We start from the raw sequence: 17,572 nt of genomic DNA, 5'->3' as shown, positions 1-17,572 counted from the left end.
AAACAGCATGACGAACGAACGGAAAGAAGCTCGAGAAGTAAATAATGAAACGAATGACATACCTTCCGGGTTTCATCCGGTATATATGATTGAGCTGTTATTTCAGGAACGTCCCGTTATAGATCAGGGGCGTTTGCATGATGCACTGAGCCGTCATACCGGACAAGTCCGGCTTGACGTGAAGCAGGGTAATGAGGAGCATAATCCTGAGATGCTGGTTTTCTACCACCTGGATTATAAGGTTTCTTTTCAGGAAGGTAATATTCCAGCACAGACTTGCATGCTCCCCATTACTGAAATTGTAGATCGTGCCCGCTTTGGAGGGGCTTTACAGCAAGCCTGGCATTGGCCAGAAGCAGGACAAGCTATGGAAACGATCCAATATTCTATCCGACTTCATGATATGTTCACTGCTGCCATGCCGCGCAAACAACGACTCGAATTGTTCCAAAAGACGATTCAGGCTGTCATGGAAGTGTTGCCTTGTGAGGCGTTATACTGGTACGGCAGTGACAAATTAGTTGAACCAGAAGCCTATGTGCTGTCACAGGAGCGTGAGGAGCATCTCTACGCTGCGATGAATGTGCGCATGTATCAGGCTGGGGGCACGGAGGAACAGCGTCAGCTGGTTATGGACACGGTAGGTTTGTCGGCACTTGGTGTGCCTGATGTACAGTGTCATTTTATTGGACTCGATCCGGATACGGTAGCCCAGACATTACTGGGTGCCGCCTATTACATATTTGATCAGGGAGATGTTCTACAGGATGGACAGACGCTGGGATCTTCCGGCGGACGACGCTGGCGTTGTGAGCATCAGGCGGCGTTGATTGCACCAGGACGATATGTAATTGATCTGGACCCGGGTGATGAACATGCTGCTGCTCCGCTTGAGCCGGCGCGGCAGACCTGAGACATATCTCGATAACGTCAGAAGGTGCGAAGACGACATCCAGAATTTTTTTTGGTATCCGAGTGTCAGGTCAAGCCCTTGCTGCTTATACTGCATCAACAGAGTAGGCATTCGCCCGGATTGACGAGCAACAGGCCGTTGCTTAGTTATTCGGTACTTCATTTAAGGTAAAGGGAGAGATGAGACGTGAAGGATTCTAACAAAAGTTTGTTGTGGGGAGCATTAATCGGCTCGGTTGTAGGTTCAGTGACAGCTTTGCTGCTGGCGCCAAAATCCGGACGCGAACTTCGTCAAGATATTTCGGAAGGTGCACGTCAGGTGAGTGAGAAGGGTCAGGAACTGGCTAGCAAGGTAGGAGAACAAAGCGCACAGATCGTATCCAAAGTAAAAGAGACGGCAGATGTCGTTATCCAGGATATCCAATCGTGGCGCAATTGCGCTGAAGGTAAAGAAGTGCGCGTATCCGCCGTCATTACTGATTCCGATTCTTCCATCGATGCAGATGCAGCAAATGAGTCTGGCATTGAAGTCATTGCGAAGCTTCCTGCCGACGACTCCAAAGATAACATCTAAAGCTAAGCTTGAACGCGAGCAGGCTTTCCTCCATCTGGAGGGGAGCCTGCTTTGTTGTGCGTGGTCGTGCAGGAGTTGTACGATACGGCATTTTGTTTGAACCCTGCGATGAAATCGGGTAAGATGTAGGTACCTTTTTGCCTGAAAATTCATACGGTAGGAAGAAAGCTCTGGGAACCAATATGTTAACAGAACCAATTCAATGAAGAAGGAAGCGGTGTGTTCGTGCAGCAAGCAATCGCTATATTAGACTCCGGTGTAGGGGGATTGACGGTCGCCAAGGAAGTGATGCGTCAGCTCCCACGGGAAAAGATCATATATTTTGGAGATACTGCCCGGACACCGTACGGACCCCGTTCGTCCGAACAAGTTAAACAATTCACGGAACAAATCGTTGATTTCTTGATCCAGTTCGATCCGAAGGTTATCGTTATCGCCTGTAATACGGCTACGGCAGCAGCGCTCGACTATATTCGAGCCAAGGTGAATGTGCCTGTCATTGGTGTCATTCATCCTGGAGCACGAGCAGCCATCACTGCGACACGCACAGGACGCATCGGTGTCATTGGCACCGTGGGGACCATTGGAAGTGGTGCATATACGTCTGCACTCAAACAGTTGTCTCCCTATATTGATGTGGTCAGTCAGGCTTGTCCGGCACTTGTGCCACTGGTGGAGCAAGGCGAATTCCGTTCCGAGCAAACGACAAGTACGGTGGAGCAATCTCTAGGCCAGATTAAACAACAGCCGATTGATTGTCTTATTCTGGGTTGTACGCACTATCCTTTTCTCATGGATACCATTCAGGAGGTTATGGGGCAGGAAGTGAAGCTGATTAGTTCGGCAGATGAAACGGCAAGGGAAATCAGTACGATTTTGTATGATAAACGAAAGCTGGCCAGTGGGGATGAGACGCCGGTCCATCAGTTTTTTTGCACAGGGGACCCCCGCATGTTCCAGAATATTACCCGCCAATGGCTCGGAGAGCAGATCTCCAAAACGCCAGTTGTGTGGCAGGTTACCCAATTACCATAACTTTTTTTGATTTCAATGCTTATAAGAATCCCGGAACACTAAGTGTTCCGGGATTCTTTTGTTTATATCCGAAAGTTTAAGAAGCTCAGAAGTATCATAACGTTTTTCTTATGTTGGAGGGATTTACGCGATTCATGTCACATGACGGACAACCAGACCCGCATACATATTACATACAGTAAGGACACAGGCGAGAAAAGGACGGGAGATTACACAATTTCCTAAGGGAAAGGAGATCGACATGGAGCTGCAATGGATTATTGTTCAACAGGGAGATACCTTGTCGCGTATTGCGGCAGCGAACCATATGACGAAGGAGTTACTGGCTGCTCTCAACCCTGAAGCAGCGTCCCAGCCCTATTTGCTAACAGGACAGATGCTGCGCATTACGCCGGGAATGGGACGAAGGTATGCAGTGCAACCAGGGGAGAAAGTGGCTGTGATTGCATTACGTTTTGGAATGAATGAAGAAGAATTGCGCGAGGTCAACCCAGAAATAGCGAACATTCCGGACTGGTGCGGACGATGTATTCATATTCCAGATTCAAATGGAAAAACTATCGTCAAGTTGCAGGGAGAGTATGGTTATCGTGAAATGAGCCGTGATATCGGTTTGCTCGAAAAGAAGTATCCATTTATCGAGATTGGCTCCATTGGCAGCAGTGTCATGGGCAAGGATTTGCCTTATCTGCGTTTGGGTCAAGGCCCCAGACATATTCATGTCAACGCATCAGTTCATGCAAATGAGTGGCTGACAACGGCGGTTCTGATGCGGTTCATTGAAGAATATGCGAAGGCCTACAGTACACATACGCCATGGCATCAATTCCAGACGGAACGCTGGATGCAGGAAACTACGCTGTGGGGTGTGCCCATGGTCAACCCGGATGGAGTTGAATTGGTGCAAGAGGGCGTGGTCAATGATCATCCCCATGCAGAAGAATTGTTGGCATGGAATGCTGGACGCTCCCATTTTACGCATTGGAAGTCTAATATCAGGGGAGTAGACCTTAACGATCAATTCCCGGCTTATTGGGAGGAAGAAGCAGCTAGAAGAGGGATAACGACACCAGGGCCCAGAGATTATGCAGGAACCGCTCCCTTATCGGAACCGGAGGCATGGGCACTTGCACAGTGGACCGAGCAACATCATTTCGATGCTGTCGTTTCGCTGCACAGTCAGGGACAAGAAATTTATTGGAACTACCGAGATTTGGAGCCAAAGGAGAGTGCCCCGCTTTCACGCAGACTGGCAAGGGCTTCGGGGTACAAGGCAGTTAAGCTGGGTGGAAGTGATGCAGGGTACAAAGACTGGTTCATTCAGAAGTTTCGAAAGCCCGGCTTCACGGTAGAAGTGGGACTTGGGGTCAACCCGCTGCCCATGGATCAGTTCGATGACATCTGCGTAGAGGTTGGCATGCTGTTGGCTGAATTACTAACAGATCGAGAGCACTAACAGGGAAGACCGGGAATCCATGAAATCTGACTTCACATAATCTGGATGGGAAGACATGAAACTTAAAGGTTGTCCACTCGTATAACAGGAACGGGCGCTGTGACCGGCGTTCGTTTTTTTAATCTGCATATTGCATCATTCGTTCCGGATCGCTCTGGAACGGGTAATGATGGGTGTGAATATAACGTGTTCTGTTTTATTTCAGTGCAATAATCATACGGAGGGGTTCATATGAAGTGGAGAAGACTGCTGTCATTCAAACGATGGACACAAGTATTCAAACGGCTGCCGCGTCTGTTGCGGGCTCCTCAGATCCCTTTGGGTGAGAAGCTGCTGTTCATCATCCCGGCGCTGCTCTACTGGGTGCTTCCTGACGTGATGCCGTTTATGCCTATAGATGATATCGGGGTTACGTTGTTGCTGATGAACTGGTTTGTAAGTCGTGCGGAGCGCAAATATCCGGTACTTACAGCGGGTGCGTCGTCTTAATCCGACACAAAATGGGTGGTTTTAACATCGATTTTGCATCAATGTTATTGCGAAGCGCAGTAATTTTCTTTACAATAGATGCTGGAGTTTAGAAATACTGAAAATTGTTGGAACCAGCAATTACGATATAGGAGATGAATGAAATGAACTGCAAAATTACACGTAATGCCGCGAAAGTATTGAAACTTGAACTGGACAAGCCTGAGAACGAAGGTAAATTGCTGCGCGTTGTGATCACACATGCACATGGAGATCATGCCCACTACGGACTCGATATCGATACGCCAAAAGAAAATGATACGGTTGTATCTACCGATAAAGAGATCGACGTTATTCTTGAGAATGATCAGCCTTTGCTGGATGGCGTTAAAATTGATTACCTTTACTTCCCTGAAGAAGGCTTCGTTATTACGAACCCATCCCAAGGCAACCACGGCGACCACTAAGGGAGCGAAGAAGGGGAACTCATGGCTAACGATATCCGCGTATGCGAAAAATGTAATCATATCAGACTAAAATCGATTGTAGCCAAGTTGGAGAAAATGGCTCCGGATACGGAGATCAAAATTGGTTGCAAATCGTATTGCGGTCCCTGCGCGAAGCGTGCTTTTGTCTTCATCAACGGTAGGTACATCAGTGCTCCGTCAGAAGAAGAAGTGCTTGCAAAAGTAGCGAAATTCGTAAAGTAATTGTATGAATTTACATTGGGCAAACTTGTCCACGAACGGAAAAGAGAGGCCGCGGCCTCTCTTTTTTAGTTGTGATTAGGAACGGTACAGGGTTAGAACGTAAAGCCCTGCATCATTTCAAAAATCTTAAAGGTATCCTCTTGAATCTCAATGGCGATGATAGTATCGCTTTTTTTAAAATAATGAACATTCCCCATTCGCTCTTCTTCCACTTCAACCCATCCGGCTTCGGATAACTTCTCGAAATAATCGGAGGGTACATATAATCCCTGTTCTCCCCCGATATGTTTCAATTCATATTTAATGCCCGTTTTAATGTTTGGATTGTCTGAATATGTCGTTACGTTCAGCTGCTTTGCATTCACGGGGACCGGAATCTCGTTATTAATAGAGGAGCCTGTATATCCCGTTATTTCATACGTCGAAGGTGTACAGCCGCTGATGAGCAGCAATAAAGATAGCAGTATGAACATAATCCCAAAGTTCTTCAAACACACGCCTCCTTGTGAAAAGGTACTTATCAAATAAACGCAGTCAGACCGGAAAAGGTTATACACATCATGATATTTATCACTAATCGTTTAATGGGAACAGTGAAGCGATCCGTCATTGTTTTAGCAAAAGAAGAATAAGGAAGGCCGATGTCAACCATCCTAATGGGGTAACAGGAACATGATCCCAAGGAGGAATACTCATGCCGAAGCGTTATGATTCCAGTTTGCAAGCCGATACAACCGTATCCCAGGCGCAGAATGCAGTGAACAAACTTCATTATGCCGTTTCACAGGCAATGTCACATCCAACAGAACAGACCATTGAACAGGCAGAACGCCGTTTGGCGCATACCGAGCAGGCTATGCTTCAAGCTGAACGTTCGCTTGGAGGTCAGGGCGTTGAGCTGGCAGAAGAGATGTTCATTGAGGAGAAGAGAAGATTGAACTCGATCCAGAGTCAGAATGGGCAAGGGGATCTATAGGCGTTCCTGTCACACCAGAAACCCGCAGAGCAGCAGTGCTTTGCGGGTTATTCATGTCTCTTTTGAATGACCCCAAGAAGTGGATCTCAGTCAAACTGTGTGTAACGTGCCGCTTAAAATTTTGTGAGAAGGTTAATAGACCATGAGCAGGCAAATTTCACACAGGAGGTACAGAATGACAAAACATATTACAGATTGTACGATTCTGAACAACGGAGTGACGATGCCATGGCTGGGATTTGGGACTTATCGAGCAAAGGGTAAAGAAGTACAGCAAGCAGTGGAGACTGCATTGGAAGTTGGATATCGGAGCATTGATACGGCGTCCGTTTATGGAAATGAAGAGGAAGTGGGACAAGCCATTGCGAGCAGTGGTGTTGCTCGGAATGAGCTGTTTGTGACAACCAAGCTGTGGAACGAGGATCAAGGCTTTGATTCGACCTTGAGAGCATTTGAGGCCAGTCAAAAGGCGCTTGGATTAAATGTCATTGATCTATACTTAATTCACTGGCCTGGTAGAGACCAGTATAAGGAGACGTGGAGAGCTTTCGAACGTCTATATAGCGAAGGAAGTGTACGTGCCATTGGTGTAAGTAATTTCGAAGTACACCATCTGCGCGATATCATAGATGAAGGTGGAACGGTACCTGCGGTGAATCAGGTGGAACTGCATCCAGGTCTGATTCAACAGGAACTGCAGGATTTCTGCGGGGAGCAGGGCATTCAACTGGAGGCATGGAGCCCCATTATGAGAGGTAAACTGAACAAGGAATCGGCTTTGAAAAGTCTGGCCCAGAAATACGGAAAAACACCCGCACAGGTTATTCTGCGTTGGGATATTCAGAACCAGATCGTGACGATTCCGAAGTCGGTTACCCCGGAGCGAATTCGCGAGAATGCGGACATCTTTGATTTTGAATTGACTCCTGATGAGCTGAAACTGATTGATGCGCTGGATTCGGATAAACGGACGGGACCACATCCGGATCAGCTGTTTTGGGATTGAGCGTGTAGCTCAATTCCAAAATGAGTGTTTAATGATCTGCGTGGAGTTGTTCCGGATACGGATCATTCTTCGTGATATAAAATGAAAGCATAATCCTTTACAGTAGGCCACTACGTGTGCAGAACAATCTTTCGATCGCCGTTATCCCCGGATTTTTTGGAATTCCCTATCTTCAAAGGGTAAAATCCAGTGATAAATGCGAAGTATATGCTTCCGTTGCAGCTTTCTTTCAGAAAGCTTTTAGCGCCGCTTCTCCAGATTTGTTCTGCCCTCTCCGTTATAGTGTAAATTATGAGTTCATCTTAAGTGGATGGATTTAAAAGGGAAAAGTGAAAAAAAGCAGCAGGTTCAGGGGATAACCCTTGATCCTGCTGCTTTTGTGTTATTTGGATTGGTCCGGTTGCGGAATCTCGCAGCCGTCTTCGGTGCATACTCCACTGCCATCTGCGTCAGTGGTGTTGGACTCTACCATGGTGAAGGGGGAACGCTCGTCCCATGCTTTCTGGATAGCGTCAAGGAACACCTCATCCGGTTGAGCGCCAGATACAGCGAACTTGCGATCAAATACGAAGAACGGTACACCCCGGATGCCTAGCTGTTCGCCTTCTGCCTGGTCGGCACGCACTTGGTCTGCGAATTGATTACTGGACAACACTTCTGCTGCTGCATTGCGATCTAGACCTACTTCTTCAGCCAACTCGATCAGTACATCGGAATTGCCGACATGTTTACCTTCAATGAAGATCGCTTGAAATAGTCGTTCGCTCAACTCAAGCATTTTTCCTTGTGTTTCTGCCCAATGCGTCAGACGGTGAGCAGAGAAGGAGTTGGTAGGGATCATCTCATCAATGTTGTATTCCAGTCCAGCCGTACGAGCATTGGCATTCATTTGGGCATTCATGCCGCGTGCCTGCTCCACACTCATATTGTATTTGGCAGCCAGATATTCTGCGTTGGTTTTGCCACTATTCAATTCAGCATTTGGATCGAGCTCAAAACTTTTGAACTGTAATTTCACATCATCGCGGTGGGGGAATTGTGCGAGTACATTCTCAAGACGACGTTTGCCAATATAACAGAAAGGACACATAAAGTCGGACCATATTTCAATATTCATTCATTAAAACCTCCATCATCTATAAATGAAACCAATACAGTTACAATTATATAGCGACTTTCCATCATTCGCAAGGTTGTGGTTATTACCAGCCTCGAAAAAAGAAGTGCCGAAGCATGCAACGGATTGCAGCCTCAACACTTATAATTTAACTTCTTACTTATCCCGGTATGCCTTGGTCCAATGGTAAGGCTGAATTTCGTCCAACCTCTTGTAAATTAAAGCTCCATCCGGATCGTACACGGCAGCCTTCACGTCTTCTCCCCAGAAAAACAATCGTTCCTGGCACACACCACAAGGGGTGAGGACCTTGAATTCTGAGTGCTCATCGTCACGTGCCACACAGATCGAGTGGGTGACCCGCTCGTTTAATTTGTGTGCTTCCAGGTAGGCTCCTGTTTCCATACATAAGTGCGTGGCGTCGTTAATCACTTCTGGAGCTACGCTGATTAACAGCGATCCAGCTTCGGTATAAACAGCAGCTGCGCCGCCCCACCCTTGAGGGTAGCGATGTTTGACAAAGTTTGCAGCTTCTTCGAACAGCTTTTGTTCGATATTGAATTGGTCAGGATGTGACGTCATGGTCATGCACTAGCTCCATTTCATTGTAGTATCGGGTTAACTTTAAAAAATGAATTATACAGTTCCGTCAGCTACAGTTACATTCTGTTAGGATTCGGACGCAGGCGCTTGCTCCTCGCGAAAACGCGAGATCAGGTCAAACGTATTAACCGTATCTGACACATGCAGTCGCTTTGTTGCTTCATCATGACCAGATCGGCAAGCATTAATATCCGTTTTGGTACCAGTAGACAGATCGTAACAGGAGCCGCTGTCATAGATGTAATCATCCGAAGGGATATAGAACAGGGAGCCATCTGTAAATGCACCACTGCGCAATACCACCATACGGGAGGAACCGTCGTACACATCGTTGCCCATGTGGTAGTAGGATTGATCTGAAATACCGAGCAGATGCAGTACTGAAGGTGTAACATCCAGTTGTCCGGCAGGCTCGTCAATCGTTCCCGCTGCGGCTCCGTCAGGCAGATGCACCAGCAAAGGCACTTCGTTCATAATCTGCTCCATATCCAGATCAGTTAGTGAACGTCCGAGAAATTTCTCGTATTGTGGCTGCTCCTTAATGGAATTATCGTGATCCCCATAGAACATGAAGATCGTTTTGTCCCATAATCCCCGATTTTTCAGGTCTTCCACCATGTTACCGAGCGCAGAATCCACGTAATGAACGGATTGCAGATAGTTGCCAAACATCGTTCCTTTGAATTCACCCACATCCAGCTGCTGTTTATCTTGGGGTAACGCGTATGGATGATGACTGCTGAGCGTAATGAGGAATGAGTAGAAGGGCTCTGTAACCTCACTGCTCATTTTTTCAACCGATTGGCGGAAAAAGGACTCATCCGACAGCGACCAGCCAAGCGGGTCATCCTGTTCAAAATCATTTTTACTGTAAAACTTGTCATACTTCATATTCTGATACATCGTATAACGATTCCAAAATCCGCTCTCATAGGCATGAAATACATTCGTACTATAACCATGATCCTTCAAGATAGAAGGCAGAGAATCATAACTGTGGTCTGCGTAACGGACAAACGCGGATCCAACCGACAGTGGATGCAATGAAATATTGGCCCCAAAGTCAGCATCCGATGTTCGCCCCTGACCTGTCTGGTGATAAAAGTGACTGTAGTACTGGCTTTCCTTCATCAGCTCGTTAAAATGAGGCGTAATTTCCTGTCCGCCAATGCTCTGACCAATCATGAAATTCATGAAGGCTTCACCTTGGACAATGATCACATTGCTGTCTTTGTACTTGCCAAACATCTCATCCTTCAGTGGATCAGCCTGCTGTCTGCTGGCGAAATAAGCTTCCGCCTGTTCGAGATCGGCAGGATCGACCTCCGGTCCAGAGCCGAGCTGGTCTTTGGCATAGTTGTACAGATCATAGCCATGAAAAGCAAGAAGTCCGGTAACATTGTACATGGATACGTTCCACCAGTTGTTATCGAACAACCCTTTTGCCCAGGTTTTACTATAAAAATATATCGGACCAACCGCGAGCCCCAGACCCAATACCAGAGCAATGCTGCCTGCGGTGAGTCGACGACGCACACTTGATTTGCCTGAATTTGACGAGTAGGAGTTCAACCCGTTCGAATATGCGCTGGAACGTCCACGACGGTTACGTTTGCTGAACAGCAGGATCGCTGCGTATGGGATAATCACCAGCCAATCGACGAAGAACCACAGATCACTGGCATAAATAAGCGTAGCAATACTGTCTCCCAAAGCGTCAACCTGTCTGGCTTGCATCAGCACAGGGATTGTTAGGAAATCCTGAAAGTAGCGATAATAAACCATATCCGCATAGATCAGTGCAGTGAGCAGCAGATTGAGTATAACGAGTGATATAATCATGCCCCGGCGAGGCAGCCACCAGGTCCAGAAGGACAGAAGCAGCAGCGAACCGATGGCAATCACTTTGTCCAGAAGACCCATCGTAATGTTGTAAGCGTGCAGATTGTGGTGGAGCCACATTAATTTGAGCAGCATGAGTACAAGAAAAATAAGATATAACGTAAGTGGATGATTCAGAAGCCCACGCGGCGTAAGGCTGCGTGTTGGCTTAGTGACAAACATATATGTCTCCTCCCTGATGAATGGTTTTGTTAACGGAATGTAAAATAGGACTTTATCCATTATAGCGTGGTGTCATGGCTTTTCAACTATGCCCAGGGGAGAAAATCTTCATGCGGAAGCAATGTTAACAAGATCATCCATAAGTATCCCGAAATACATACAAAAAAACGCCCCAGCCGTGAACGGCAGGAGCGCTTGATCATTCCAATATTATTATTGTTGTGGTGTTTTATTACGTGGAGGCAGTGGGCCCAAATACTGATAATATTGGGTTTCAATGCGTCCATTGAACAACTTACGGCGCTTGTCTGCCTTGTGTCCAAAGTCTTCCTCGAAAGATTTGGTCGACGTGATGGCAAAAAAGGACCATGTCGGTAAATCGAGGTAACTGCGCCCTAAAGAACGTAGCAGCTTCTGCACTTCTTTCTCTTCACTCAAACGTTCACCATATGGAGGGTTGGTAATAATGACACCATATTCGCCCTGTGGTCTTGCACGATGAGCGGGCAGGACGCTGACTTCAATATCTTTGGCGAAGCCGGCACTCTTGATTGCTGCCTGTGCTACTTCAATAGCTTCCGGATCGATGTCGCTGCCCGAAATTTGCAATGGAATATCGTCGCGAACCGCGTCAAATGCTTCTTCGCGCGCCTGTTCCCACAATTCTTCAGGAATGACAGCCCAGTTCTCGGAGTTGAAGGTCCGACGAAGTCCAGGTGCAATGTTCCAGCCGATCATGGCGGCTTCAATCAGCATGGTGCCTGAACCGCAACATGGATCATAGAATGGACGGGAAACATTCCAGCGGCTGAGCTGAATAAGTGCCGCAGCAAGCGTTTCTTTGAGTGGTGCTTCGGTTACGAGTTTACGATAACCCCGTTTATGCAGACCTGGTCCCGTCGTATCTAAAGTAAGCAGGGCGCGATCGTTCAGCAGAATGACCTCAATCACATAACGAGACCCATCCTCTGGGAACCACTCCGTGTCATAAGTCAGCTTCAGTTTCTCTACGATTGCTTTCTTCACGATCCCTTGTGATGCAGGCACACTGCTCAACTGAGATTTTTGGGAGCGACCTTCAACCGGAAATTCGCCATCGGCTGGAATCCATTCCTCCCAAGGTAATGCTTTGGTACCTTCAAATAATTCATCGAAAGTTGTCGCCGGGAATTCACCCATTTTGACCAACACCCGGTCGGAACTTCTCAGCCACAGATTACACCGGCAAATATCAATATAATCTCCAGTGAAGAAAACCCGGCCATTGTCGATCGTAACATCCTCATACCCCAGTTGCTTCAGTTCCCGGGCGACAACAGCCTCGAGTCCCATCGCCGAGGTCGCAATCAATTGCAATTGAGCCATGTGATTCATTTCAACTCCATTTCAAGCTGGGGAAGGAATATCCTTCTCTCAGCTGTATAGTGACGGTGCGGCCTTGCCGCTTTCCGTGAAAAAACTTACAATGAGAAATGCGGTGAGCTAATGCATTCATCTTTCGAGCCGATGCAGCAGTTCAACCGCCTGTGTTTGACAACAAACATTTATTATAGAACATTGGCATCCATATGGAAAGCAGTCCAAGTGTCCAAGGAGGATTTTAGCGGTGAATCTGACCCCTGACGAATATGTAAATCAATTATTTCAAGAGGATGATCTCTTGTTAAAGGTAAAAGAAGCCATCCGATCGAACGGCATGCCGGAAGTTTCGGTTGCAGCGGCTTATGGCCGTTTGCTCACTTTTCTAGCGAAGACATCGAAAGCGGAGGCTGTACTCGAAATCGGCGTGCTGGGCGGATACAGCGGAATTTGTCTTGCTCGCGGTTTAAGTGACGGGGGAACCCTGACTTCGCTTGAATTAAAAGAGCAATACGCAGCGATGGCTCGTGGTCATCTGGAGGAAGCAGGCTTTGGGGATAAAGTCGAATATCGAATTGGCCCCGCAGCTGACAGTCTGGAGCAGCTGGCACAGGAAGGACGTACCTTCGATTTCTTCTTCATTGATGCAGACAAGGAGAATTATCCCGTATACCTCGATTACGCCATTAAGCTCGCGCGGCCCGGGGCGGTCATTGTGGGAGATAACTGTTTCCTGCGCGGCCGTACGCTGAATTCAGACAAGCAGGGTCCGGCTGTCCTCGCGGTTCGACGCTTCAACGAGCAGATGGCCAGTGACCCGCGCCTCGTAACGACGATGCTGCCGGATTATGATGGTCTGGCTCTGGCCTGGGTGAAGTAAGAAAAGATGCAGATCCGTTAAAACGGATGGAATGCGCATTCAATTCGAAAAGAAAGAGACGATAACACTCCTGAATCTCAGGGTATTATCGTCTCTTTCTGCTTATTGGAGTGAAGTGATGAGAGCCTTATTAAACTTCCGGCGTTCCGTAAGTCTCAAACCATTTTTGGATCGTGTCAAAATCGTCGCTAAAGGACAGGCCGAGCATCAACAAAATGCGTGCTTGCTGAGGACTAAGGTTGTCACCGGCAATAACGCCTTTCCCACCGCCATATACACTGCCTGAACCTGTCCGAGTGGTCGTTACGAAGATTACGCCATCCTCGACCGCTTTGGTACGTGCTTGTCCCATCGCTCTGGAGATACCGCCTGCTCCGGTACCGGACGTTACGATCCCCTTGGCGCCGCCCTTCACAAATCCTTCAATAGCTTCGCCGCCAGCTTCCTGATAGGAAATCGCAATTTCCACCTTGGCGAGATCTGCCTTCGTGATTTTGCTCAGGTCGAATGCCGGTTTCAATGTACCTTCAGGCTTCAAGGCACGTGCAGGAGCACGGTAAATTCGAATGTTTTCTTCATCAATGTAACCTACTGCACCAAGCATCGGAGTTTCGAACGTGTCTGTTCGATAATCATTCGTTTTGGTCACGCCGCGTGCCAATTGAATGGTATCGTTCAACATTAGCACGGTCCCAAATGAAGTGGTGCGCCCGCTGCCTGCGAGCTTGATGGCGTTGTACAGATTGGCTTGTGCATCTGAGCCGATAACTGTCCAAGGGCGCATGGACCCTGTAATGATGACGGGTTTATCACTTTGTACGGTCATGTCAAGGAAGTAGGCGATTTCCTCCATGGTATCTGTACCGGTGGTAACTACAACGCTGTCATACTGAGCCAGAGCCTTGTCTACGGTTTGAGATAAGTCATAGAGATCAGCCATGGTATAAGAACCTGAACCTGAATTTCCGAATTGGAGTGTGCTAACATCTGCAATCTTCTGTTTGTCCGGTAAGGCGTCGACCATTTCTCCAATCGGGAGTGTGCCAGCTTTATAGTTCTGGAAGCTGGTTGCATCCTCGGATTGACCTGCAATCGTACCACCCGTTCCAATGACCAGAACATTAGGCAGAGCGGATTGTTTGAACGAATCTGATAGAGCAGGGATGGTCGTATTGCGAGCCGGAGTGGATGATGCGGCCTGAACCGCACTAGTTGTACCGCTCACTTCTACCGTAGCCGCCTGAGCCGCATAGGTCCCGATGGGGGACAGGGAAATGGTCAGAGCTGTCAAAGCGGCTGTGCTCCATACAGCCCAAGGACGAAGATTTGAAGTTTTTTTCATGAATAGCACTCTCCTTCAGGTTAGTTTCGTGTGATGTTTGTTGAGGTTGATATGTATATGAATTCAAATTGATTGTATTTCATGTTAAATAATATGACAATTGTAGATATAGATAGAGTAATCGGTTACATTGATAGAAATGTAGAGTATATAGCGTATTTATGAGGTTTTATGGATAAATATGAGAAGGTAAAAAAGAGAATGAGGAATATGAAATCATAATAAATAAACTTTTGTGTCATATTTTATTACATTTGAGTCTTTTGACCTGATAGATTTAGAAGGAAACTTTGGGGAAAGTGTTGCAGTATCGTCCATAGCTGAAGTGATCTTATCCAAAACGAATAGCGGGGGTATTAGTTAGCAAGTCTTGACGATTTTTGTAATACGTTCTAGGAAAAGAGGCTCAATTATTGCCAAATATTTGTATGCCCGCAGTGTTGAGTCTATAATATATGGTGATTTCAATATGTAAATAAATATATATTAATGATTGGAGGAGAAACGATGAACCGAGCACCCAGAAAGTATGCCAATTACATTCCGATCCGGGAGCTGGAGGCGGTGGAGCAGCAATTATTTCCCTTCCAGGTGTACGCTGAACTTCGTGACAATACTCCAGTCCGCTATGACAACCATCGAGAATGCTGGGATGTTTTCCGTTATGAAGATGTGCAATATGTGTTAAAAAATCCTAAACTGTTCTCTTCTGAACGTGATCGCGCAAACGCCAGCATGCTTACTACAGATCCGCCGAAGCACAAACAACTACGGGATCTGGTTAATCAGGCGTTCACACCTAGAGCGATCGAAGCGTTAGCTCCGCGTATTCAGGAAATCGCTGATGAATTATTGACTCCGCATTTTTCAGAAGGTCGTATGCGTCTTATCGATGATCTTGCTACTCCACTTCCAGTTATCGTGATCGCTGAATTGATTGGAGTCCCTGCAACGGATCGCCAGAAGTTCAAAGACTGGTCTGATGCACTCGTGAAGGGGGCGCGGGATGACAGTGACGAAGCTTTCCAGGAATTGATGGAAGAAAAGAAACGGAACCAGCAGGAGTTGGCGAGCTACTTCACGGCCATAATGGAAGAAAGACGTCAGCGACCAGAGGATGATCTGATCTCTATACTGCTTGCTGCAGAGATTGAAGGGGAGAAGCTAACGGCAGAGGAAGTGGTCGGATTTTGCATCTTGTTACTTGCTGCCGGTAATGAAACCACAACCAATCTGATTACCAATGCCGTTCGTATTCTGTTAGAGCAGCCTGAGCTTCAACAGCAGCTGCGAGAACATCCTGAACTTATCCCCACTGCGGTAGAGGAAACGTTGCGTTATTATCCGCCAATTGTGGCTATAGGGCGTATTGCCAAAGAAAACGTAGAATTGAACGGACAAACGATTCAGGCGGGGGAACAGGTGATATCCTGGGTAGGATCGGCCAACCGGGATAGCGCTCAATTCGATCAGGCAGAGAAGTTCGTGCCCGACCGCAAGCCGAACAGACATATGGGTTTTGGTTTTGGTATTCATTTCTGTCTCGGTGCGCCGCTTGCACGACTTGAGGCGAGGGTTGTACTTCAGACGATGCTTCGGCAAATGGAAGACATTCAGCTTGTGCCGGAAACCGTTCTGCAGCCGATTCAAAGTGCTTTTGTATTTGGAGTTAAAGAATACCCGATTCAATTCACAAGCCATCTGACTTAATGACTCAATGAATCAATTTTAAGGTTTGAACAAATGAATGCCAAAAGCCGCTTTCATGCCTAATAGGCGCTGAAAGCGGCTTTTTATAAGAACAAATAACATTGAATCCAAGCGTCAGGATTCTCTGATCAGAGGGGGCTTTTTGTACAGCTTGAGTCTTACCCACACCATGTTGAGCAGCAGCAGCCCACCAGAGACGATGAACAGTCCTTCGATGCCAATGAACCCGGCCATAAAGCCACCGATTACGGCTCCAAGCATGTTACCGAGCGCGAGTGTACTCGTATTAAAGCTGAAGGCCCGACTAATCATGCTATCTGGCGTATAGGAGCGAATGAGCGCGTTGACACTCGGAAGCAGGCCGCCCATGAACACACCCATCATGAAACGGACGATGATGAGCTGCCATACCGTCTGCACGAAAGCTTGAGGTATAAGCATGAGCCCTGTTCCTATGAGAGAGAAGGTAAGTACCTTGTGTGAACCTACCCTGTCACTGAGTTTCCCGAGTATCGGGGACATGGCCATGTTAGATAGTCCCGTGACTGCACCGACAAGCCCTGCCCAGAAGGCGACGTTGACATCCGAACCGTGTAACTTCTGTACATACAGCGGCAAGAGTGACATCGGGCTGATCATGGCAAATTGCAATAGGAATGTTACAGCGAATAGCGCAGGTAACTGGGGAGACTTGTTCAGTTCCTTCAGACCGGACAATACGGATTGTTCCGGCAGTTTGGCCGCTTCCTTGCGGTCAAACTTCTCTCTGACCAGGAACATGGCGAGCATGGAAGCCGCAAAGATCAGTCCGCCAGTAATATAGAAGATAGGGCGGAAGCCCACTGCATCAGCAAGCAAACCGCCGATCAGCGGACCTAGAATCGTACCGGCCACTTGGCCGGATTGGCTGATGCCCATGGCAAAACCCATGCGATCCTTCGGCGTTGTACCCGAGATCAATGCAACTGCTGCCGGGTTGAATCCGGAGATCGTACCGTTGAGCAGTCGTAATAAAAGGAGCTGCCATGGGTTCTGTGCAAAACCCATCAAGGCAATAACAATCGCCATCCCGAATCCGGAACGCAGCAACATAATTTTCCGTCCGTACTTGTCAGACAATTTGCCCCACAAGGGCTGGAACAAAAATGAGGTGAGGAAGTTGGCAGCAAATATAAATCCCGCCCATATGCCAATTTCATGCTCACCAACCACGCCAAGATCCCTGGCGAGATAAAGGGACAAAAACGGGGTAATCATGGTCATGCCCGAGTTGACCAGAAATTGTCCAAACCAAAGCACAATGAGGTTTACTTTCCACGTTTTCAAAGTGCTTTCACTTCCTTTCCGATCGTTTCTGCAA

Annotated in this window: 18 protein-coding genes; 11 read left to right on the top strand and 7 right to left on the bottom strand. The window is 47.4% G+C overall.

Annotated elements, in window-relative coordinates; translation table 11 throughout:
- The first annotated feature begins 7 nt into the window (after positions 1-7).
- The 7 genes from A6049_RS12305 (at position 8) to A6049_RS12275 (ending at position 5,155) form a co-directional block, all read left to right on the top strand.
- Positions 8-913, top strand: a complete 906-nt coding sequence (locus A6049_RS12305; RefSeq protein WP_063564904.1) for a DUF4261 domain-containing protein — start codon at positions 8-10, stop codon at positions 911-913.
- Positions 914-1,099: 186 nt separating this feature from the next.
- Positions 1,100-1,486, top strand: coding sequence for a YtxH domain-containing protein (locus A6049_RS12300; protein WP_063564903.1), 387 nt, complete (start codon positions 1,100-1,102; stop codon positions 1,484-1,486).
- 225 nt (positions 1,487-1,711) lie between these two features.
- Positions 1,712-2,521, top strand: a complete 810-nt coding sequence (gene racE, locus A6049_RS12295) for a glutamate racemase (RefSeq protein WP_063564957.1) — start codon at positions 1,712-1,714, stop codon at positions 2,519-2,521.
- Between the two features lie 241 nt (positions 2,522-2,762).
- Complete coding sequence (locus tag A6049_RS12290) at positions 2,763-3,977, top strand: M14 family metallopeptidase (protein ID WP_481852680.1); 1,215 nt, start codon at positions 2,763-2,765, stop codon at positions 3,975-3,977.
- 231 nt (positions 3,978-4,208) lie between these two features.
- A complete protein-coding gene (locus A6049_RS12285) occupies positions 4,209-4,466 on the top strand; it encodes a hypothetical protein (protein ID WP_062322197.1) in 258 nt (85 codons plus the stop codon).
- A gap of 143 nt (positions 4,467-4,609) precedes the next feature.
- Positions 4,610-4,912 carry a hypothetical protein gene (locus A6049_RS12280; RefSeq protein ID WP_063564902.1) on the top strand — a complete coding sequence of 101 codons (303 nt, stop codon included), beginning with the start codon at positions 4,610-4,612 and terminating at the stop codon, positions 4,910-4,912.
- Positions 4,913-4,933: 21 nt separating this feature from the next.
- Positions 4,934-5,155 (top strand): YuzB family protein, encoded by a 222-nt coding sequence (locus tag A6049_RS12275; protein ID WP_024629198.1) that lies wholly within the window; start codon positions 4,934-4,936, stop codon positions 5,153-5,155.
- 92 nt (positions 5,156-5,247) lie between these two features.
- Here the strand turns inward: A6049_RS12275 and A6049_RS12270 are convergent, their stop codons facing one another.
- Positions 5,248-5,646, bottom strand: coding sequence for a hypothetical protein (locus A6049_RS12270; RefSeq protein ID WP_063564901.1), 399 nt, complete (start codon positions 5,644-5,646; stop codon positions 5,248-5,250).
- 203 nt (positions 5,647-5,849) lie between these two features.
- On the opposite strand from A6049_RS12270, the gene A6049_RS12265 reads away from it, so the two are divergent.
- Together A6049_RS12265 and A6049_RS12260 are read left to right on the top strand one after the other, a co-directional pair.
- A complete protein-coding gene (locus A6049_RS12265; protein WP_063564900.1) occupies positions 5,850-6,131 on the top strand; it encodes a hypothetical protein in 282 nt (93 codons plus the stop codon).
- A gap of 175 nt (positions 6,132-6,306) precedes the next feature.
- On the top strand, positions 6,307-7,137 hold the full coding sequence (locus A6049_RS12260) for an aldo/keto reductase (protein ID WP_063564899.1): 831 nt from the start codon (positions 6,307-6,309) through the stop codon (positions 7,135-7,137).
- A gap of 382 nt (positions 7,138-7,519) precedes the next feature.
- On the opposite strand, the gene A6049_RS12255 is transcribed toward A6049_RS12260, so the two are convergent.
- The 4 genes from A6049_RS12255 to A6049_RS12240 all read right to left on the bottom strand — a co-directional run bounded on the left by A6049_RS12255 (position 7,520) and on the right by A6049_RS12240 (position 12,286).
- Complete coding sequence (locus A6049_RS12255) at positions 7,520-8,254, bottom strand: DsbA family oxidoreductase (RefSeq protein ID WP_063564898.1); 735 nt, start codon at positions 8,252-8,254, stop codon at positions 7,520-7,522.
- Between the two features lie 156 nt (positions 8,255-8,410).
- A complete protein-coding gene (locus A6049_RS12250; RefSeq protein ID WP_063564955.1) occupies positions 8,411-8,836 on the bottom strand; it encodes a cytidine deaminase in 426 nt (141 codons plus the stop codon).
- An 87-nt stretch (positions 8,837-8,923) separates the two neighbouring features.
- A complete protein-coding gene (locus tag A6049_RS12245) occupies positions 8,924-10,921 on the bottom strand; it encodes an LTA synthase family protein (RefSeq protein WP_063564897.1) in 1,998 nt (665 codons plus the stop codon).
- Between the two features lie 213 nt (positions 10,922-11,134).
- Entirely contained in the window at positions 11,135-12,286 is a 1,152-nt protein-coding gene (locus tag A6049_RS12240) for a THUMP domain-containing class I SAM-dependent RNA methyltransferase (RefSeq protein ID WP_063564896.1), read from the bottom strand.
- Between the two features lie 241 nt (positions 12,287-12,527).
- Between A6049_RS12240 and A6049_RS12235 the strand changes: the two genes are divergently transcribed.
- The gene (locus A6049_RS12235; protein WP_063564895.1) at positions 12,528-13,160 is read left to right on the top strand and encodes an O-methyltransferase; all 633 of its coding nucleotides are present in this window, start codon (positions 12,528-12,530) and stop codon (positions 13,158-13,160) included.
- A 130-nt stretch (positions 13,161-13,290) separates the two neighbouring features.
- On the opposite strand, the gene A6049_RS12230 is transcribed toward A6049_RS12235, so the two are convergent.
- A complete protein-coding gene (locus A6049_RS12230; protein ID WP_063564894.1) occupies positions 13,291-14,502 on the bottom strand; it encodes an asparaginase in 1,212 nt (403 codons plus the stop codon).
- Between the two features lie 507 nt (positions 14,503-15,009).
- Between A6049_RS12230 and A6049_RS12225 the strand changes: the two genes are divergently transcribed.
- Positions 15,010-16,212, top strand: a complete 1,203-nt coding sequence (locus A6049_RS12225) for a cytochrome P450 (RefSeq protein ID WP_063564893.1) — start codon at positions 15,010-15,012, stop codon at positions 16,210-16,212.
- A gap of 114 nt (positions 16,213-16,326) precedes the next feature.
- On the opposite strand, the gene A6049_RS12220 is transcribed toward A6049_RS12225, so the two are convergent.
- A complete protein-coding gene (locus A6049_RS12220) occupies positions 16,327-17,538 on the bottom strand; it encodes an MFS transporter (RefSeq protein WP_063564892.1) in 1,212 nt (403 codons plus the stop codon).
- Positions 17,539-17,572 lie beyond the last annotated feature (34 nt).

The sequence above is a fragment of the Paenibacillus sp. O199 genome, assembly GCF_001636635.1.
Taxonomy (GTDB): domain Bacteria; phylum Bacillota; class Bacilli; order Paenibacillales; family Paenibacillaceae; genus Paenibacillus; species Paenibacillus marchantiae.
This window is presented reverse-complemented; position numbering and strand designations above follow the sequence as displayed.